The following is a 17,143-nucleotide window of genomic DNA, read 5'->3' on the forward strand; positions in this document are numbered from 1 at the left end:
TCTGCAAACGGGAAGACTAACATGAAGACTATGTTGAAAGACGTGATGCTCGCCGCGCTCGCTCTCGTGCTCGTAGCTGCACCAGCGGCTGCCGAGGACGTCAAGGCCGGCGATCTCGTCGTCTCGCAGGCGTGGAGTCGGGCGACGCCGGGCGGCGCCAAGGTCGCGGGCGGCTATCTCACGATCGAGAACAAGGGGACGGCCGCGGACAAGCTGGTCAGCGTTTCCGCGGATATCGCAGGGAAGGCCGAGGTCCATGAGATGGCGATGGATAACGGCGTGATGAAAATGCGTCACCTCGACCAGGGGCTCGCCATCGAGCCGGGGAAGACGGTGAAGCTTGCTCCGGGCGGCTATCACCTCATGCTCCAGGAGCTGAAGGGGCCGTTCAAGCAGGGCGACAAGGTTCCGGTGACGCTTCAGTTCGAGAAGGCTGGCAAGGTCACCGTCTCCCTGGATGTGCAAGGCGTCGGCGCGCAGGCGCCGGGCGATGGCGGGCAGATGATGAAGAAGATGCACGATCATTCGGGAATGAAGATGTGATGAAACAGATCAAGTCCCTCATGAGCTCGAATCGAACCATCGCGGGCCTCGTGTTCGCAATGACTGCGCTGCTGTCGGTGGCCGCAACACCGCTTGCCGCGGCGACCGATGACGACAGCTTCTTCACGCATCTGCACACCGAGAAGGCGATGGCCAATGTCACGGTTTCCCCGGGGCGCGCCGGCCCGGTCGAGATCGCGATCCAGTTGGAGACAACGGACGAGACGCCGCTCTCGGCCAAGGCCGTTTCGGTGACGCTGGTGGATACGCAGACCGGCCGGAAACTCGCGCCGGTCGAGGCATCGCGCGACGGCGAGGATGGCTGGCGTGTGAAGGTGGCGCAGTTGACGCCCGGACGCTGGACGTTGGGGCTCGGGATTTCGATCTCCGAGGCCGATCACGTCAGCGTGGAATCGCCGATCCTGATCAAATGACCACGCTCGTGAGGCTGACCATGTCAAAGCGACCCATTCTGTTCCTGATGGCCGCGCTCGCTGCTTCGCCAGCGGCCGCACATGTCACGCTCGAGACCAAGCAGGCGACGGTTGGCTCGTACTACAAGGCCGTTTTCGCAGTGCCCCACGGCTGCGCGGGCTCGCCCACGGTCAAGATCCGGGTGCAGATCCCCGAAGGGGTGATCGCGGTGAAACCGATGCCGAAAGCGGGCTGGAGCGTCGATGTCGTCGAGGGCAAATATGCAACCGAATACGACTATCACGGCAACAAGCTCTCCTCGGGCGTCAAGGAGGTCGCGTGGTCCGGCGGCAAGCTGCCGGACAAGTACTATGACGAATTCGTCATGCAGACGCTGCTCACCGACGCGCTCAAGCCGAACACGACGCTGTACTTTCCCGTCGTCCAGGAATGCGAAACGGGCGTCAGCCGCTGGATCGAAATCCCGGCGGAACAGGCAGGGCATTCGCACGAGGGCAAGTCGCCGGCGCCAGGCGTGAAGCTGCTGCCAAAGCCCTGATGCGCCTCTTCGCCGCGCTCGCGACGCTGCTCCTCGTTGCCGGCTTCGCGACCGGCGCGTCTGCGCATGCCGCTCTGGTCTCGGTCGATCCGGCGAGCGGCAGCATCCTGAAGACCGCACCGAAGGCGGTGGAGCTGCGCTTCAACGAGACGGTGACGCCGGGCGCGATCCGGCTGATCGATGGCGCGGGCAGGGCACGGGATGATGCGCGCATCGAGGCAGCGGGCGAGACCATTTCGGTCGTGATGCCGCCGGACCTGCCGCAAGGCACGGCCGTGGTCAGCTATCGCGTGATCTCGCAGGACGGCCATCCCGTCGCGGGATCGGTGATCTTCTCGGTCGGCGCTCCGACGGCAACGAAGCCGCCGACCAGTACGGACGCCGGATTGAGTGCGCTGATTTGGCTCGCGCGGATCGGTCTCTATCTCGGCCTGTTCGTTGGCGTCGGCGGCGTGTTCTTCGCGCGCTGGATTGCATGGTCGATGACGGGCATGACAGTACCGCGCATGGCGCTTCTCATCGGCATTCCGAGTGCGATCGTCTCGCTCGGCGTGCTGGGCCTCGATCTCCTTGGCCTGCCGCCGGCGGCGCTCGTGACGGCTGCTCCGTGGAAGGTCGCGTTCGCGACCAGCGCTGGCCCCGCGCTACTCGTCGCGGTCGCATCGATGCTGCTCGCCATCATGGCTCTGCGAAGCGCGTGGTACGCGCGCGCCTTTGCGATGATCGCATTCATCGGCGTCGGCCTGTCGCTCGCCATGACGGGGCACGCAGCAACGGCACCGCCCGAGATGCTCACACGCCCGGCGATCTTCTTCCATGGCCTCGGCGTCGCCTTCTGGATCGGAGCCCTCGCGCCGCTCGCCGCGCTGGTGTCGAAGCCGGCGACTGCGGCGCTGCCGGTCGTGAACCGCTTTTCGCGTATGGCCGTGCTGGCCGTCGGTATGCTGGCGTTGACCGGCCTTGGCCTTGCCATCGTTCAGCTCGAAAGGCCGTCCGCGCTGATCGACACCCGTTACGGGGCGATCCTGTCGATCAAGCTTGGTCTGGCCGTGTTGCTGCTGGCGCTTGCCGCACTCAATCGGTTCCGGCTGACCTCGGCCCTGGCGCGGGACGAAAAAGCCGCGCCCGCGCTCAGGCGTTCGATCCTGCTCGAATGCGCCATCGCCCTCGGCATCTTCGCCCTCGTTGCCGGCTGGCGTTTCACGCCGCCGCCGCGGACCATCGTTCCCGAGACGCCGCTCGCGATCCACATCCACACCGACAAGGCGATGTTCCAGGTGCTGGTCTCTCCGGGGAAGGCGGGCGCCAACGACTTCGTGCTCCAGCTCATGACCGGCGAGGGGACGCTGCTTGGGGCGAAGGAGGTGACGCTGATCCTGAGCCTGCCGGAGCGGGGCATCGAGCCGATGGCGCAGGCTGCCTCGCTCGGGCCCGACGGCTACTGGCATGTTCGAAAGGTCGAGCTGCCCTTCGCTGGCCGCTGGCACGTGCGGATCGATGCGCTGGTGACCGATTTCGAGCAGATCACGCTGGAGGACGACCTCGAGCTGGCGCCGTAGGCAAACCGGTTCAAGCTGAATCTGAAGGCAACGGAAAAATGACAGGAATTCCGCTGCGTTAGCGGCTTTTCCTCATTCCCGGCCTTGTGTTTTCGCTCGCAATCCGGTTTCACTGCAACCCCTCACTGATTCCCAGAGTATTGCCATGCGGTTGTCGCGGTTCTTTCTGCCCATTCTGAAGGAAAATCCGAAAGAGGCGGAGATCGTCTCGCATCGGCTGATGCTGCGCGCCGGCATGATCCGGCAGGAGGCCGCCGGCATCTATGCCTGGCTGCCGCTCGGCTTCCGCGTGCTGAAGAAGATCGAGCAGATCGTGCGTGAGGAGCAGGATCGCTCCGGCGCGATCGAGGTGCTGATGCCGACGCTGCAGCTCGCCGACCTCTGGCGCGAGAGCGGCCGCTACGACGCCTACGGCCCGGAGATGCTGCGCATCGCCGACCGCCACAAGCGCGAGCTGCTGTACGGGCCGACCAACGAGGAAATGATCACCGAGATCTTCCGCGCCTATGTGAAGTCCTACAAGAACCTGCCGCTGAATCTCTATCATATCCAATGGAAATTCCGCGACGAGCAGCGCCCGCGTTTCGGCGTGATGCGCGGCCGCGAGTTCCTGATGAAGGACGCCTATTCGTTCGACCTCAACGAGGCGGCGGCGCGCGTTGCCTACAACAAGATGTTCGTCGCCTATTTGCGCACCTTCGCGCGGATGGGGCTGAAGGCGATCCCGATGCGTGCCGAGACCGGCCCGATCGGCGGCGATCTCAGCCACGAGTTCATCGTGCTCGCCGAGACCGGCGAATCCGGCGTGTTCATCAATCGCGACGTGCTCGACCTGCCGGTGCCGGGCGAGGACGTCGATTACGAGAGCGACCTGACGCCGATCATCAAGCAATGGACCTCGGTCTATGCCGCGACGGAAGACGTTCACGATGCCGCCCGGTTCGAGCAGGAAGTGCCCGCCGACAAGCGGGTGAACACCCGCGGCATCGAGGTCGGCCAGATCTTCTATTTCGGCACCAAATATTCCGAGCCCATGAAGGCGCTCGTGGCGGGCCCGGATGGCGTCGACGTGCCGATCCATGGCGGCTCCTACGGCGTCGGCGTCTCGCGCCTGCTGGGTGCCATCATCGAGGCCTGCCATGACGATGCCGGTATCAAATGGCCCGAGGCCGTCGCCCCGTTCCGCGCGGTGGTGCTCAACCTCAAGCAGGGCGATGCCGCGGTCGATGCGGCCTGCGAGAAGCTCTATGCCGAGCTCCAGGCCAAGGGCGTCGACGTGCTCTACGACGACACCGACCAGCGCGCCGGCGCCAAATTCGCCGCTGCCGACCTGATCGGCATCCCCTGGCAGATCATGATCGGCCCGAAGGGGCTCGCCGACGGCAAGGTCGAGATCAAGCGGCGTAGCGACGGCTCCCGCGAGACCATGTCGCCTGCGGACGCGGTCGCAAGACTTGTGGGCTGATAAGGCTGGTCGGCTGAATATTGTTCATCGCCCGATATCGCGGCCGCCAATCCGGCCACAATTGACCCCGAATCATGGGATTATCGAGCGATGGACGAGACCATGACTGAAACCGTGCAAACCGCGCCTTTTGCGCCCTTCGAGTGGATGCTGTCGGCGCGTTACCTGCGGGCGCGCCGCAAGGAGGGATTCATCTCGGTCATCGCCGGGTTCTCGTTCCTCGGCATCATGCTGGGCGTGGCGACGCTGATCATCGTCATGGCCGTCATGAACGGCTTCCGCAAGGAACTGCTCGACAAGATCCTGGGGCTGAACGGCCACATCCTGGTGCAGCCGCTGGAATCGCCGCTGACCGACTGGAAGGACGTCGCCGACCGCCTCAGCCAGGTCAAAGGTATCCGGCTCGCCGCACCCGTGGTGGACGGCCAGGCGCTGGCGTCCTCGCCGTGGAACGCCTCTGGCGTCCTGGTGCGCGGCATCCGCTCCGACGATCTCAACAACCTCACCTCGATCGCCAAGAACATCAAGCAGGGCTCGCTCGAGGGTTTTGACGAGGGGCAGGGCGTCGCGATCGGCCGGCGCCTCGCCGACCAGCTGTCGCTGCATGCCGGCGACAGCATCACGCTGGTGGCGCCCAAGGGCGCGGTGACGCCGATGGGCACGACGCCGCGCATAAAACCGTACAAGATCGTGGCCGTGTTCGAGATCGGCATGTCCGAATACGATCTCGGCTTCGTGTTCATGCCGCTGGCGGAGGCGCAGGCCTATTTCAACCGCAGCAACGATGTCACCTCGATCGAGGTGTTCACCACCAATCCCGATCAGATCGTTGCCTTCCGCCAGGCGGTGACGGAGGCTGCGGGACGGCCGGTGTTCCTGGTCGACTGGCGGCAGCGCAACTCGACCTTCTTCAACGCGCTCCAGGTCGAGCGCAACGTGATGTTCCTGATCCTGACCATGATCGTGCTGGTCGCAGCGCTCAACATCGTCTCCGGCCTGATCATGCTGGTGAAGGACAAGGGCAGCGACATCGCGATCCTGCGCACCATGGGCGCCTCGCAGGGATCGATCATGCGGATCTTCCTGATCACCGGCGCCTCGATCGGCGTGGTCGGCACGCTGGTCGGATTCGTCGTCGGCCTCGTGATCTGCCTCAACATCGAGTCCATCCGGCAATTCCTGTCCTGGCTGACCAGCACCGAGCTGTTCTCGCCGGAGCTCTACTTCCTGTCGAAGCTGCCCGCCGAAATCGACATCGGCGAGACTACGGCAGTCGTCATCATGGCGCTGACGCTGTCGTTCCTGGCGACGCTGTACCCGTCCTGGCGCGCCGCGCGCCTCGACCCCGTCGAAGCGCTCCGGTACGAGTGAGGGGCTGATGGAGCAGCAGCAGGGGGCGGACGATGTACCGGTCATTTATCTCCACGAGATAAAGCGGCAGTACTTGCAGGGTGAGGTGCCGCTGACGATTTTGGACGGCGCCAAGCTCGCGCTGTGGGCCGGGCAGTCGGTGGCGCTGGTGGCGCCGTCGGGCTCGGGCAAGTCGACGCTGCTCCACATTGCCGGGCTGCTCGAAGCGCCGGATTCCGGCGAGGTCTATGTCAACGGCGCGCCGACCTCGCAACTGCCCGACATCGAGCGCACCCAGCTGCGCCGCACCGACATCGGCTTCGTCTACCAGTCGCACCGGCTGTTGCCGGAGTTCTCGGCGCTGGAGAACGTGATGATGCCGCAGATGATCCGCGGCCTGAAGAAGTCCGAGAGCGTCAAGCGCGCCAAGGAGATTTTGGGCTATCTCGGCCTCGGCGACCGCATCACCCATCGCCCTGCGGAGCTGTCGGGCGGCGAGCAGCAGCGCGTCGCCATCGCGCGCGCGGTGGCCAATGCGCCGCGCGTGCTGTTCGCGGACGAGCCGACCGGCAACCTCGATCCGCACACGGCCGATCACGTCTTCCAGGCCCTGATGCAGCTGGTCAAGGCGACCCACGTTTCCATGCTGATCGCGACCCACAACATGGAGCTCGCCGGCCGCATGGACCGGCGGGTCTCGCTGTCGAACGGCCAGGTGGTCGAGCTCGAATAAAAAAACTGCGAAAACAACCCCATGCACAGTAGCCGGCTTGTTTCAGCCAGCGCCGGCCCGACGCCCGCCAGGCGCTTGATGTGTCGGGCAAAACGGCGCTGACCGCGCATCGCCGGGCAGGTGGCTGTTTTAGGGCCTGATCACCGTCAATTTGAACGGCCCGCCATTGGCCGCGGCATGCGCCACGGCCTCGTTGGCATGGTCGAGGTCGAAGGCCGTCGTCTCATATTCCTCCAGCCGCAGCAGGCCCGAGCGCACCAGCGCGATCAGGCGGGCCGCCGCATCGGGCGGATACATCCAGACGCCGTGGATGCTGATGCAGTTGCGCATGATCCAGGGGTAGGGCAGCTCGAGCCCTGCGCCGCCGGCCATGCCGACGCCGCCCATCAGCACGACGCGCCCGTAGGCGCGCACCGTCATGACCGCCGCGCGCACGACGGTCGGGCTCACCGAGGGCGGCATGATGTCGAACACGCAGTCGATCGGCCCGGGCGCGGCGCGTTTCATCGCTTCGCGGTCGTCGTCCTCGTGACCGCTGAGCTTGACCGGCTTCACACGGCTGCCGAAACGGCGGACGAGGTCGGCGAGGATCTTTTCGTTGCGTCCCGCCGTCACCACGCAGGCCGCCCCCATTGCCAGTGCAACCGACACCGCCGCGCTGCCGAAGTTGCCGGTGGCCCCGCTCACAAGCACGGTCTCGCCTGCTTGCAGGTTGGCGGCGAGAAAGCCGCCGTAGGGCACCAGCAGCGTGCCCAGCGCGCACCACCGCGTGGCGTCCTCCGACGTGATCGCGCCGAGGCGTTTGACGTTCTCGGTCGGCAGGCGCATCTGCTCGGCGAACGAGCCGTGACGAAAATGCTGTTGCAGGCGCATGCCGCCGGGGCCGGCGGCCGTGAGCCCCTGCAGGGCGATATCGGGTGCCACGGCGTCGTCGCGCGAGCGCACCGTCGGGTCGCAGAACACCCAGTCGCCGACTGCCAGTTTCGTTGCATCCGGGCCGATTGCGCGCACGCGGCCGATGCCGCCGGGGCCCGGGATGATCGGTAGATCGAGCGCGTAGTTGCGCTCCCCGCTGAAGACCTCGTTCATGTAGGACAGCACACGCGTGGCGACGACGTCGACGATGACCTCGCCGGTACCGAGCACCGGGTCGGGGGCAGTCTCGATCGCCAGCGGCGAGCCGAAGGATTTGAGCACGGCAGCTTTCATGATGTTCACCTCGGGGACGGGTGAGTTGGATATGCGTCGCCCTTGAAGCGACAGGAAGGCCTGGTATTATCCTAGTATTTCCAAGACCCTCCATCGAGGACTGTCACCATGGCCGATCCACGCCGCGTCGAATTCGGCGACTTCCTGAGATCCCGCCGTGAAAAGCTGTCACCGAAGACCGTCGGGCTGCCGGCCGGCCGGCGGCGGCGCACAGCGGGCCTGCGCCGTGAGGAGGTCGCCCAGCTCGCCGGCATTGGCGTCGACTGGTACATCCGCCTCGAGCAGGGCCGCACCGTCAGCCCCTCGGTCACCACGATCGACGCGCTGGCCCGCGCGCTGCGCCTCTCAAAGACCGAGCATACGCACCTCAAAGCGCTGGCGCGCGACGGCGCGAGGGGCACGTTTACCCGCGAGGTGGTGCCGCCGCCCATACGGCGCCTGGTCGAGAGCCTGCCGCATCCGGCCTACATCACCGGGCGGCGCTGGGACGTGCTGGCCTGGAACGATGCCGCCGAGGAGGTCTTCGCATTTGGCCGGCTGCCCGAGGAGGATCGCAACACGCTGCTCTTGATGATGACCAGCAAGCGCACGCGGAAATCCTACGGCGCGGGCTGGGCCGATGTGGCCAAGCGCATGGTCGCGATGTTTCGCGCCACCCACGACGTCTGGGCCGGCGATCCCGCCTTCGCGGAATTGCTGGCGCGGCTGCGCGATGGCAGCCCCGAATTCGTCAAATGGTGGGGCGCGCACGAGGTGCACGGCACCCTGTCGGGTCGTAAGACCATGACCCATCCGACAAAGGGCGTGCTGCATTTCGAGCACACGAGTTTCCAGGCCAACGACGATCCTGCGCTGAAGCTGGTGATCTACACGCCGGTGTGAGGCGCGAAGACACGGAGGTCGAGCGCCGGCAGCGGCGGCGCCCAGGGCCGCCTCAATGCTTCAGCGTCTCGACCTCGAAAGTGAACTTGACCTGCATCACAGGGCCGCCGGCGTCGCGGACCTCGATCGCCATGCGGTGCGTGCCATTCACGGGAGCGGACGTGCAGGCCGCCTCTCTCGCCATATCGACCAATGATCTGGCGGCCTCGACCTGGGCTGCGCGAAGGCCGGAAAGCTCGAGGCCTTCCTCGTCGGGCGCCAACTCATCTTCATCCCGAAGATCGAAATAATAACGTGCCATCTCAGATCTCCAATGCCTCGTTCCCCAGCGGTCGCGCCACGATGGCCGATGTCTGCTACTCGGCGACAAGCCGCGAGCATGTGTCCTTGGCGAACGGATCGAGCGCTCCGTCGTCAATGAGCGGCACTGTTCCCCCGAAGGCGTCGGCGCTTCGCATCTGCCTCCCCCGATACGTCCGCTTTAACATAAGCTAATGGGCGGCAAACTCGTTCCTATCAGAGCCAATGCGGGCTGTACGAAATTCCAATAGGTCAGGCAGTGCTGCTGTCGGAAACATGGCGGCCACCTTGAAGCCGCCAGATTGAAGTCGTCGGCCGCGTTCACTTCGCCCGATAGAGCCGAAGATAGCCCGGCGAGTACATCGCCGCATTCTTGAGCGCTTCGAGATCTCCGATCGTCAGGGTCCGGTCCTTCAGGACGATCAGGCCGGACGCGCGCAATTCCTGGATCGTGCGGTTGGCATGAACCACCGACAGGCCAGTCGCGTCGGCCAGATCGGTCTGGGTCACCGGAAGCGAGCAGGAATTGCCGTCGATCAGGCCCACGGGTCGCAGCCGTTCGAAGATTTCGCAGAAAAGATGGGCCACGCGCTCGAAGGCCGACCGCCGGCCGAGGTTGACGATCCATTCACGCTGGATCGCGTTGTTCAGCAGCGTCTCGCACATGAAGGCTTCGGCCAGCGCGTGGTGAGCCGCCATCAGCTGTTCGAAGCGCGCGCGCTTGATCTCGGCATAGGCGACCGGCGTCGCCGTCGTGATCGAATGATCCAGGGTGGACAGGAGATAGGCATGGGCGTCGCAGGTCTCGCCCGGCAGGATGAAATTGACGATCTGCCGACGCCCGTCCTCCAGCGTCTTGTGACGGAACAGCCAACCTGAGAGCACGATGCGGACGCTGTCGACGGGATCGCCTTCGGTGATCAAGTCCTCGCCTGGCCCGGCCCGCAGCAGACCTTCGAGAATGGCATGCTCCAGCGCAGCGGCGTCCTCGTCAGGCAGCGGGCGCAAGGCGTTGAAGCGGCGAAAGACCGCCTGCGCCACACCGCCCTCGGTCCCGTGAGCTCGCATCATCCCTCCGGCGACGGCGTATGGAAGGTGCGCCTGGTCAAAGGGATCGCGATCAGGCACATGAGGCCGGATGCGTTGAACGACATGGTCGTCTGCCCCTTCAACTCGAACGCAAGGGTGCGCTCCAGAAGCTCGGTGCCAAAACCCTTGCGCGGTGGTGACGTCACGGCCGGACCGCCGCGCTCACGCCATTCGAACAGCAGTTGCGGGAGCTCGACCGCCCCGTCGATACGCCACGAGATTTCGAGCCGACCGCCCGGCTGACTCAACGCGCCGTATTTGAGCGCATTGGTCGCAAGCTCGTGGATTGCGAGCGCAAAGGTCTCTGCCGCCTTCGGCTTGAAACGAACCGCCGGCCCGGAGGCGCGAACCTGCTCGCCCTCGTGGGCATTATAGGCCAGCAGCTCCTCGATCACCAGATATTCGAGATCGACGCCGCCCTCCGGATCCCGCGTCACCAGCGCCTGGGTGCGCGCGAAGGCGTTGAGGCGCCCGTCGAGATGGGCGGCATATTCGTCGACCGTGGAGCTCGTCTCCGCGGAGCGGCGCGCGATCGACCGCACCACGCCGAGCGTATTGCGAACGCGGTGCTGAAGCTCGGCGAGGAGGAGGCGCTGCCGCTCCTCTGCGCGGGTGACCGCGGTGACGTCGATGAAGGTGACCACGACGCCGGCGATGAAATTGTCGATGCTGCGATAGGGCAGGATGCGGACGATGTAGCGCGTGCCGCTGTCGGGCGCGGTCAGTTCGCGTTCGGCGCTGGCAAGCGTGCGCAGCACGCGGCGCACGTCGTCGTAGAGCTCCTCGATCGGAATGCGTGCCTTGATGTGGGCAATCGGGCGGCCGACATCGGTTTCGACCAGATGAAGGATGTGCGTGATCGCGGGGGTGAAGTTCATGACGCGGAGATCGTTGTCGAGGAAGACGGTCGCGATCTGCGTGCTTTCGAGGAAATTCTTGAGGTCGCTGGTGGCGCGGGTCAGCTCCTGAACCCGGTGCGCCAGCTCGCCATTGACGGTGGTCAATTCCTCGTTGACCGATTGCAGCTCCTCGCGCGAGGTCTCCAGCTCCTCGTTGGCAGACTGCAGCTCTTCATTGAGCGATTGATATTCCTCGTTCGAGGACTTCAGCTCTTCGTTGGTGCTTTCGAGCTCTTCGATCGTTGCCTGGAGACGTTCGCGGGTCGCCCGCAATTCGCCTTCGAGACGTTCGACATGCTCGGTCCGCACCAATGCGCCGGGATTGTTCTCGGGGACGTCGGCGGCCCGCGCCGGTCCGTCCTTGAACAGGACGATGAAGTTGCGATGGCCGCCCGCGCCATCCTGGATCGGCTCGACGGTGATGTCGACGAGAACACGATGGCCGTTGACGCCGAGCTGAACCTGCTCGGCATGGGCGGATTCGTTGGTCTCCGAGGCGCGGGAGAGGGCGGTGCGCAGCTCCAGCCTGAGATCGCGATGCACCAGCTGGAGCAGATCGAGCGAGGCCGCACCGGCGGTCGGCTCGATGTAGCGTCCGGTGCGGCCGGAGAAGTGCAGGATCTGGAAATTGTCGTCCGTAATCACGTAAGCGGGCGCATAGCGCTCGGCGATGCGCTGGGCGCGGCGCTCGAGGCCCACGTCCGGCCCGAACGAGCGGACCGGCGGTACCTCGACCGGCGCACGCCCCGCCACGGTCGCGATCGGAAATTCCGGCGGAAGCCGCGTGCCGGTATCGAGCTTCCTGAAGATGCGGGCGCGACGATCGACCGGCGCAAACAGCTTGGAGTGCCGCGTCACGTTCTCGGAGTTGCCGAGGAACAGGAAGCGCTCGGGCAGCAGCGCGAAATGGAACAGCGGGATAACCCGGTTCTGAAGCTCCGCGTTGAGATAGATCAGCAGGTTGCGGCAGGAGACGAGATCGAGCTTGGAGAACGGGGCATCCTTGATCACGTTGTGCTGCGAGAAGATGCACATCTCCCGCAATTCCTTCACCACGCAATAGGTGTCGCCCTCGCGCACGAACCAGCGCGCCAGGCGCTCGGGAGACATGTCCTGCTCGATATTGGTGCGGTAGCGCCCGACGCGGGCGGCCGCGAGCGCCCGGCCGTCGATGTCGGTCGCGAAGATCTGCACCTGCGGCGCGGAATCGAGCGTGGCCATGTGCTCGCGCAGCAGGATGGCGATCGAATAGGCCTCCTCGCCGGTGGCGCAACCCAGCACCCAGACGCGGACCTGCTGGCCGCTTCCCTTGCCCTCGAAGATCTTCGGGATGATCTGCGTCTCGAGCACCTCGAACTCGCGCTTGTCGCGGAAGAACTCGGTGACGCCGATCAGGAGGTCGTTGAAGAGATGATGGGCCTCGTCCTTGTCGTTGCGCAGGAAGTCGACATAGGAGGTGATCTCCTCGAGCTGCACGACCTGCATGCGCCGCTGCACGCGGCGCAGGAAGGTGTTCTGCTTGTAGCCGTGGAAATCGTTGCCGGTCTTGTTGCGCAGGATGTCGGCGATGCGCGACAGCGAGGTTGCCGCCGCGGCCAGGACCTCGTCGAAGCCCTGCTTCTCCTCTAGCCGCCGCAGATGCCGGGCATAGATCTGGATGTGGTCCGGGATGTCCTCGGGCGGCAGGACATAGTCTGCGATCGCCGCCGGCCTGTTGCTGTCGACCAGATGGTCGGACTGCTCGTCGCCGGCCAGTCTTTCCGCAATCGCGAGCCCGCCATGGTCCTTCAGCGTGGCCGCGCCGAGTGTGCCGTCGCCGCCGGTCCCGTTCAAGAGAACGCCGATGGACTGCTCGGCACGCTCCTCGGCCAGCGACACCAGGAAGCTGTCGATGGTGGCCCGCTCGCCCGGGCCCTGTTCGGCCTTGCGCACCGCAAAACGCCCGTCCTGGATCGTGGTGATCATGGCCGCGGGGCTGAGATAGATCGCGCCCCCTTCGACCACCATCGCATCGCGGATGTCGGCAAGACGCGCGCCGTCGGCGCGCTGGACGATGCTGCGGAGCCGCGCCTCGTCGAGCGCCTCAGCATTCTGGAGGACGAGGACGATCGCCTGGTCGTCGGCCAATGTCAGCTTGGCGAAGAACCGCTCGATTCTGTTGATTGCGCCGGCCGACGCCCCGACGCCAATGACCAGCGGCGCCTTGGCCTGAGGCTCCGGCTCCTCCGCCGTCGTGTCGACTTCGTCCATGGTTGCCGCTACTCTAATTGCCCTGGGGCCGACGGATTCCAGTCTCTGCAAATAGCAGAAATCGACATCATCCCAACAGCTAAAAGCGGGAAACGTTCGACCTTGGCCGCGCGCGGATCCAACGAAGCGTGGGCCTCGGCATGGCGACGAGGACCGTTGCCGGCGCTAAGTGATCGGCGGCACCGGATCGACCTCCTGCTGGAGGTAACTCACCCTCTGAATGATGAGGGTGCGGTGCCGTTCCCATTCCACCAGGGTCTGCTTGAGCAGGTCGACCAGCCGTTCCGCCTGCTGGGAGTCATATCCGCTGGCTTGCAGATCCCGCACCCGATCCTCCTGCCTGTGGATGCGCTGCCAGCCTTCCTCGATGTCGAGGTCGGCCTTCTTCAGAAGGCGCCGCTCGTCGCGGAGTTGCTGCGTGCGCTCTGCAAGGGATACTGCCATATCGGCCTTTCACTTCCCTCGCGGGAGGGAAGGATCAAGCGATTGTAGCACGACGCGCCGGATCATGTCGGCATATTCGCGGTATTCGGCCGCACGCCGCTCGTACATTTCGGTCACTGCCGGCCTGCCGCTGCGACGGCCATCTGCGGCCATGCGCTGCACCAGTTCGGCCCGCTCCTCGATGATCCGGAGCGCGACGCGCAGGGCTTCGTCGACTTGCCCTTCCTGCTCCTTGGCGAGGGCATCGGCAGTGTAGGCGTGGCCGACCTGACAGCGAAACCTCATGGGACGCGCTTCTTTCACAGAAGAGAGAACTCCGCCGCAACTGGGGCAGGTCAGCGCCGCCGGATCGGCGATGTTTGCCAGGATCGCGGAGCCAATTCTTTCACCCGCGGCGATCTCCACCTCCAGGCGGATATCCGGAGCGATCGGGCGTGCGGCGCCCGGCGGTTCCCGGGCAAGATCGGAGAGGACGTCGCCGAGCCGCGCGGCGGGAACGCAGAGGTCGGCGGTGGCTGCCTCCAGCGCGCGCTGCGGCATCTCCACCGCGATCGCCTCCGACGGGTCCTGCACGATCGTCATTCCGCCGCAGCGCTTGATCGCGCTCAGGCCGGCGGCGCCGTCCGAAAGCAGTCCACTCAGCACCACCCCGATCACGCGCGGGCCGTGATGCAGGGCGGCCGAGCGGAACAGCGCGTCGATTGCGGGCCTCACCATGTTCTCGCGCGGGCCGCGCCCGAGGCGAATACGATCGCCTGACAGCAGCAAATGATGGTCGGGGGCGCCGAGATAGACGTGGCCCCGCTCGAACTTCATGCCGTCGATGGCCTGATGCACCGGGAGCCTGCTGGCAGCAGCGGCGACGGTGGCCAGGATGCCGATGCCCTGCGCAGGAAGGTGGAGCACGATAAAAACGGCTGCCGGAACATCCGGGTGCAAATCCGCCAGAATCCGTTTCAGCGGGGCCGTGGCTCCTGCGGAACCGCCGATGACAATGATGTCGCGGTTGCTCATGGAACCCGCCATTCAATGCTTCGTTTGCACCAAGGCGGCCTTGAGGCCTATGTTCCTATCTATTCGCGGGGACTGGAGGAAACATGGCGGTATCGCCAACCTTGTCGCGCAGGCACGCCCCCTTGTCGGGACGTCGCATCCTCGTGGTCGAGGATGAGTATTTCCTGGCCGACGACATCAGCCGTGCGCTGCGGTCGGCGGGCGCGGAAATTGCCGGTCCCGTCGGCGAGCTCGACGATGCGCTCCCGATCATCAATGGCGGTGGTATCCTCGACGGCGCAGTGCTCGACGTGAACATTCGCAGCGAAATGGTTTTCCCGATTGCACAGGAGCTCAGGGCGTGCCACGTGCCGTTCGTGTTCACGACCGGCTACGACAAGGTCAGCATCGCTCCGCAATTTCACGATGTGGTGTTGTGGGAAAAACCGATCGACATCGCAGCGATGGTCCGCGGCCTGGCCGGGTTGATCGAGAAGCCGAAGACTTGAAGCGCAGCGTCGCGCCGTTGCGCTGCCCGCTCTTGATCCAAGTGAGGTTCGAATGATCTACACCCCCCGCGCGGGCGATGCGCAGCTCCTGTCCTTTTCGCGCGAACTGGTTCGCGATGCCCTCAAGATACTGCGCGACAGCGATCACATCGCAAGGGCGCAGCGTGTCCGGGATGGACTGGTTGCGGTCGAGCCGGTTCGCGGGGAGGGCGATCCGGTCTGAAGCGCAATGAGATTGATGAAGCCTCATCGCGCTTCAGGTTGTTGTTTGAGCATGATCCTATCGGAAAACCGCTTCGCACTTTTCCGGATCATGCTTAGAGCAGGCGGCTCCAGGTCAGCCACATAGCCACGGCAAGGCAAAGGGCGATCCCGAGATAAGGCAAGGCTTGCAATAAGCCTTGCGAGATGGCCTGGCGCAACGAGGAATCCGTCAAGCCACCATCATCCATATGATCGCTCCCAGCATCACCAGGAAACCCAGCATCGCTGTCGCGATGAAAGCCCGTTCGACCCGATCCATCGTCATCGTGTTGCCCTCATCCCGGACACGATTTTGACGTTGTTCCGCGCGGTGCGCATTAGGCTATGTGAATCGCCGGCCGCTTTCTGAGCGATGGGCCGGCTTGGCCTCCAGGCTGGGCTGCGCTTACGGCGCTGCCGCAGCCGGAGGTGTTGCGCTGACGCCCGGCACCGTGGCCGGCCAGGGGCTGATCGGGTTGAGCGCCGACAAGGCGCAGGATGATTTGAGCTGCGTCCAGGCCGGCGCGAGACCCGTGAGGTCGACGTCGAATTTCGTCATGTCCGTCTTGTCGTCGGGCATCGTCGTGGTTTCGCGGACATGGAGGGAGCGGGAGGCCAGGATCGCCTTGACCATGTCGGCGTCGATGCTGCCGCGCCAGACCTCGTACCTGCCGGATCGCAGCGGTGACCCTCCGGCCTCCTTGTCCGTGACGGCGTCCGCCGTGATCAGGATCGTGCTCTTGCCGGTCGACGCCTCGTCGATTTCGGCCGCGAACCACAGCGGCACGCGCGCCTTGTTTTCGCACGACAGGCGCCACTCCATGGTCCGGAACGACGAGTCGTTCTCCTTCTTCATCACGGCGATCTTGCGGACGTATGGCCGCGCGTCCTTCTCCAGCTTCCACGCCGTCTCGGCGAGCGGTCGCGTGTCGATCCCGAAACGATAGAGCTCGGCGCGCGTCAGCACGTGCAGGTTCTCGAACTTCACGGTCCGGATGAGCGCGTCGAGCTCGCGGCTGATGCCCATCGAGGTGATGAACGCAGTGCGATCGCGATCGGCGCTCGCCATTCGGCGCTGCCTCGCCTCGGCAACGATCTGTGGAGGCGGATCCCCACGAAAGCGCAGGACCAGCCTGGAATTATGGACCGCCAGCGCCGCGTCGGGCGCCACCTCGCGGGAGGTCGCCCCGATGAACAGGTAACCGCAGGCCGAGTTGCACATGGCCTTGCGGGTGGTGAGCTCCGCCTCGACCTCGCCGCTTGCGTTCTTCACCTTCAGGCAGGCGGCGTCCACCTGCGTGTCCGCCGCGCATGCCGTCACGATGGTGCGGCCGACCCGGGCGATCGCCTTGCGGCTGCGCAGCAGCCGCCCGATCGCGTAGGACTGCTCCACGTTCCCGCCGGGCGAATAAAGGTAGATCGGCCGCTGCGTGTCCTTGACCGCGGCGAGGAAGCGGCGAATGCGCGGGGCCGCGTCCCCATCGATCTCGCCCTCGATGGCGATCCAGCGGTCGCAGCCCGGCCCGCACGCATCGGGCGCCCCCTTGGCCAGATAGATCGTCAGCCTGGGCGCAAATCCGGCTTTCTCCGACGGCGTTTCAGCGCGCAATGCGCCGGGAAGCGACAGGGCGGCGACGGCAAGCAGAATACGGGCGAGCATGAAATGATCGACTATGCGGTGCAAACCGATATCGACGCTATA

General features: G+C 65.2%; 18 protein-coding genes. 10 read left to right on the forward strand and 8 right to left on the reverse strand.

What is annotated here, in order from left to right; genetic code table 11:
* The first annotated feature begins 21 nt into the window (after positions 1 to 21).
* From IQ16_RS16925 to IQ16_RS16955, 7 genes are all read left to right on the forward strand, one after another.
* On the forward strand, positions 22 to 543 hold the full coding sequence (locus IQ16_RS16925; protein ID WP_018642342.1) for a copper chaperone PCu(A)C: 522 nt from the start codon (positions 22 to 24) through the stop codon (positions 541 to 543).
* A gap of 20 nt (positions 544 to 563) precedes the next feature.
* The gene (locus tag IQ16_RS16930) at positions 564 to 977 is read left to right on the forward strand and encodes a hypothetical protein (protein WP_244635730.1); all 414 of its coding nucleotides are present in this window, start codon (positions 564 to 566) and stop codon (positions 975 to 977) included.
* 20 nt (positions 978 to 997) lie between these two features.
* Entirely contained in the window at positions 998 to 1,516 is a 519-nt protein-coding gene (locus IQ16_RS16935; protein WP_026311890.1) for a YcnI family copper-binding membrane protein, read from the forward strand.
* Positions 1,516 to 3,075, forward strand: a complete 1,560-nt coding sequence (locus IQ16_RS16940; protein ID WP_020607838.1) for a copper resistance CopC/CopD family protein — start codon at positions 1,516 to 1,518, stop codon at positions 3,073 to 3,075. The genes IQ16_RS16935 and IQ16_RS16940 overlap by 1 nt, the downstream gene beginning before the upstream one ends.
* A 145-nt stretch (positions 3,076 to 3,220) precedes the next feature.
* Positions 3,221 to 4,540 carry a proline--tRNA ligase gene (gene proS / locus IQ16_RS16945; protein WP_018642338.1) on the forward strand — a complete coding sequence of 440 codons (1,320 nt, stop codon included), beginning with the start codon at positions 3,221 to 3,223 and terminating at the stop codon, positions 4,538 to 4,540.
* A gap of 90 nt (positions 4,541 to 4,630) precedes the next feature.
* The gene (locus IQ16_RS16950; protein ID WP_018642337.1) at positions 4,631 to 5,911 is read left to right on the forward strand and encodes a lipoprotein-releasing ABC transporter permease subunit; all 1,281 of its coding nucleotides are present in this window, start codon (positions 4,631 to 4,633) and stop codon (positions 5,909 to 5,911) included.
* A gap of 7 nt (positions 5,912 to 5,918) precedes the next feature.
* Positions 5,919 to 6,623 (forward strand): ABC transporter ATP-binding protein, encoded by a 705-nt coding sequence (locus IQ16_RS16955; RefSeq protein ID WP_018642336.1) that lies wholly within the window; start codon positions 5,919 to 5,921, stop codon positions 6,621 to 6,623.
* Between the two features lie 129 nt (positions 6,624 to 6,752).
* Here IQ16_RS16955 and IQ16_RS16960 read toward each other — a convergent pair whose 3' ends face one another.
* On the reverse strand, positions 6,753 to 7,832 hold the full coding sequence (locus tag IQ16_RS16960) for a quinone oxidoreductase family protein (RefSeq protein ID WP_026311889.1): 1,080 nt from the start codon (positions 7,830 to 7,832) through the stop codon (positions 6,753 to 6,755).
* Positions 7,833 to 7,940: 108 nt separating this feature from the next.
* Between IQ16_RS16960 and IQ16_RS16965 the strand changes: the two genes are divergently transcribed.
* Positions 7,941 to 8,714, forward strand: a complete 774-nt coding sequence (locus tag IQ16_RS16965) for a helix-turn-helix transcriptional regulator (RefSeq protein WP_018642334.1) — start codon at positions 7,941 to 7,943, stop codon at positions 8,712 to 8,714.
* A 52-nt stretch (positions 8,715 to 8,766) separates the two neighbouring features.
* Here IQ16_RS16965 and IQ16_RS16970 read toward each other — a convergent pair whose 3' ends face one another.
* From IQ16_RS16970 to IQ16_RS16990, 5 genes are all read right to left on the reverse strand, one after another.
* Entirely contained in the window at positions 8,767 to 9,015 is a 249-nt protein-coding gene (locus tag IQ16_RS16970; protein ID WP_018642333.1) for a DUF6894 family protein, read from the reverse strand.
* A 320-nt stretch (positions 9,016 to 9,335) separates the two neighbouring features.
* Entirely contained in the window at positions 9,336 to 10,085 is a 750-nt protein-coding gene (locus IQ16_RS16975; protein ID WP_018642331.1) for a Crp/Fnr family transcriptional regulator, read from the reverse strand.
* On the reverse strand, positions 10,082 to 13,252 hold the full coding sequence (locus IQ16_RS16980; RefSeq protein WP_145831626.1) for a CheR family methyltransferase: 3,171 nt from the start codon (positions 13,250 to 13,252) through the stop codon (positions 10,082 to 10,084). Before IQ16_RS16980 ends, IQ16_RS16975 begins: the two co-directional genes overlap by 4 nt.
* Before the next feature lie 165 nt (positions 13,253 to 13,417).
* The gene (locus IQ16_RS16985; RefSeq protein WP_018642329.1) at positions 13,418 to 13,696 is read right to left on the reverse strand and encodes a hypothetical protein; all 279 of its coding nucleotides are present in this window, start codon (positions 13,694 to 13,696) and stop codon (positions 13,418 to 13,420) included.
* A gap of 9 nt (positions 13,697 to 13,705) precedes the next feature.
* On the reverse strand, positions 13,706 to 14,710 hold the full coding sequence (locus tag IQ16_RS16990; protein WP_018642328.1) for a chemotaxis protein CheB: 1,005 nt from the start codon (positions 14,708 to 14,710) through the stop codon (positions 13,706 to 13,708).
* A gap of 83 nt (positions 14,711 to 14,793) precedes the next feature.
* Here IQ16_RS16990 and IQ16_RS16995 point away from each other — a divergent pair, with 83 nt between their 5' ends.
* Together IQ16_RS16995 and IQ16_RS45140 are read left to right on the forward strand one after the other, a co-directional pair.
* Positions 14,794 to 15,198, forward strand: a complete 405-nt coding sequence (locus IQ16_RS16995) for a response regulator (RefSeq protein WP_035666063.1) — start codon at positions 14,794 to 14,796, stop codon at positions 15,196 to 15,198.
* Between the two features lie 52 nt (positions 15,199 to 15,250).
* Complete coding sequence (locus IQ16_RS45140; RefSeq protein ID WP_018642326.1) at positions 15,251 to 15,421, forward strand: hypothetical protein; 171 nt, start codon at positions 15,251 to 15,253, stop codon at positions 15,419 to 15,421.
* Between the two features lie 94 nt (positions 15,422 to 15,515).
* On the opposite strand, the gene IQ16_RS47300 is transcribed toward IQ16_RS45140, so the two are convergent.
* Both IQ16_RS47300 and IQ16_RS17000 read right to left on the reverse strand, forming a co-directional pair.
* Positions 15,516 to 15,650 carry a hypothetical protein gene (locus tag IQ16_RS47300; protein WP_283812182.1) on the reverse strand — a complete coding sequence of 45 codons (135 nt, stop codon included), beginning with the start codon at positions 15,648 to 15,650 and terminating at the stop codon, positions 15,516 to 15,518.
* A 197-nt stretch (positions 15,651 to 15,847) separates the two neighbouring features.
* Positions 15,848 to 17,101 carry a hypothetical protein gene (locus IQ16_RS17000; RefSeq protein WP_035666061.1) on the reverse strand — a complete coding sequence of 418 codons (1,254 nt, stop codon included), beginning with the start codon at positions 17,099 to 17,101 and terminating at the stop codon, positions 15,848 to 15,850.
* Positions 17,102 to 17,143: the final 42 nt, after the last annotated feature.

It is taken from the genome of Bradyrhizobium huanghuaihaiense, from assembly GCF_007830635.1.
GTDB classification, from domain to species: Bacteria; Pseudomonadota; Alphaproteobacteria; order Rhizobiales; family Xanthobacteraceae; genus Bradyrhizobium; species Bradyrhizobium huanghuaihaiense.

Bases quoted from the DNA above. Each gene is read 5' to 3' on its own strand.
- IQ16_RS16990 (WP_018642328.1), bottom strand. From the start codon at position 14,710: ATGAGCAACCGCGACATCATTGTCATCGGCGGTTCCGCAGGAGCCACG.
- IQ16_RS16985 (WP_018642329.1), bottom strand. From the start codon at position 13,696: ATGGCAGTATCCCTTGCAGAGCGCACGCAGCAACTCCGCGACGAGCGG.
- IQ16_RS47300 (WP_283812182.1), bottom strand. From the start codon at position 15,650: ATGGATGATGGTGGCTTGACGGATTCCTCGTTGCGCCAGGCCATCTCG.
- IQ16_RS16965 (WP_018642334.1), top strand. From the start codon at position 7,941: ATGGCCGATCCACGCCGCGTCGAATTCGGCGACTTCCTGAGATCCCGC.
- IQ16_RS16935 (WP_026311890.1), top strand. From the start codon at position 998: ATGTCAAAGCGACCCATTCTGTTCCTGATGGCCGCGCTCGCTGCTTCG.
- IQ16_RS45140 (WP_018642326.1), top strand. From the start codon at position 15,251: ATGATCTACACCCCCCGCGCGGGCGATGCGCAGCTCCTGTCCTTTTCG.
- IQ16_RS16925 (WP_018642342.1), top strand. From the start codon at position 22: ATGAAGACTATGTTGAAAGACGTGATGCTCGCCGCGCTCGCTCTCGTG.
- IQ16_RS16975 (WP_018642331.1), bottom strand. From the start codon at position 10,085: ATGATGCGAGCTCACGGGACCGAGGGCGGTGTGGCGCAGGCGGTCTTT.
- IQ16_RS17000 (WP_035666061.1), bottom strand. From the start codon at position 17,101: ATGCTCGCCCGTATTCTGCTTGCCGTCGCCGCCCTGTCGCTTCCCGGC.
- IQ16_RS16950 (WP_018642337.1), top strand. From the start codon at position 4,631: ATGGACGAGACCATGACTGAAACCGTGCAAACCGCGCCTTTTGCGCCC.
- proS (WP_018642338.1), top strand. From the start codon at position 3,221: ATGCGGTTGTCGCGGTTCTTTCTGCCCATTCTGAAGGAAAATCCGAAA.
- IQ16_RS16960 (WP_026311889.1), bottom strand. From the start codon at position 7,832: ATGAAAGCTGCCGTGCTCAAATCCTTCGGCTCGCCGCTGGCGATCGAG.
- IQ16_RS16930 (WP_244635730.1), top strand. From the start codon at position 564: ATGAGCTCGAATCGAACCATCGCGGGCCTCGTGTTCGCAATGACTGCG.
- IQ16_RS16970 (WP_018642333.1), bottom strand. From the start codon at position 9,015: ATGGCACGTTATTATTTCGATCTTCGGGATGAAGATGAGTTGGCGCCC.
- IQ16_RS16940 (WP_020607838.1), top strand. From the start codon at position 1,516: ATGCGCCTCTTCGCCGCGCTCGCGACGCTGCTCCTCGTTGCCGGCTTC.
- IQ16_RS16980 (WP_145831626.1), bottom strand. From the start codon at position 13,252: ATGGACGAAGTCGACACGACGGCGGAGGAGCCGGAGCCTCAGGCCAAG.
- IQ16_RS16955 (WP_018642336.1), top strand. From the start codon at position 5,919: ATGGAGCAGCAGCAGGGGGCGGACGATGTACCGGTCATTTATCTCCAC.
- IQ16_RS16995 (WP_035666063.1), top strand. From the start codon at position 14,794: ATGGCGGTATCGCCAACCTTGTCGCGCAGGCACGCCCCCTTGTCGGGA.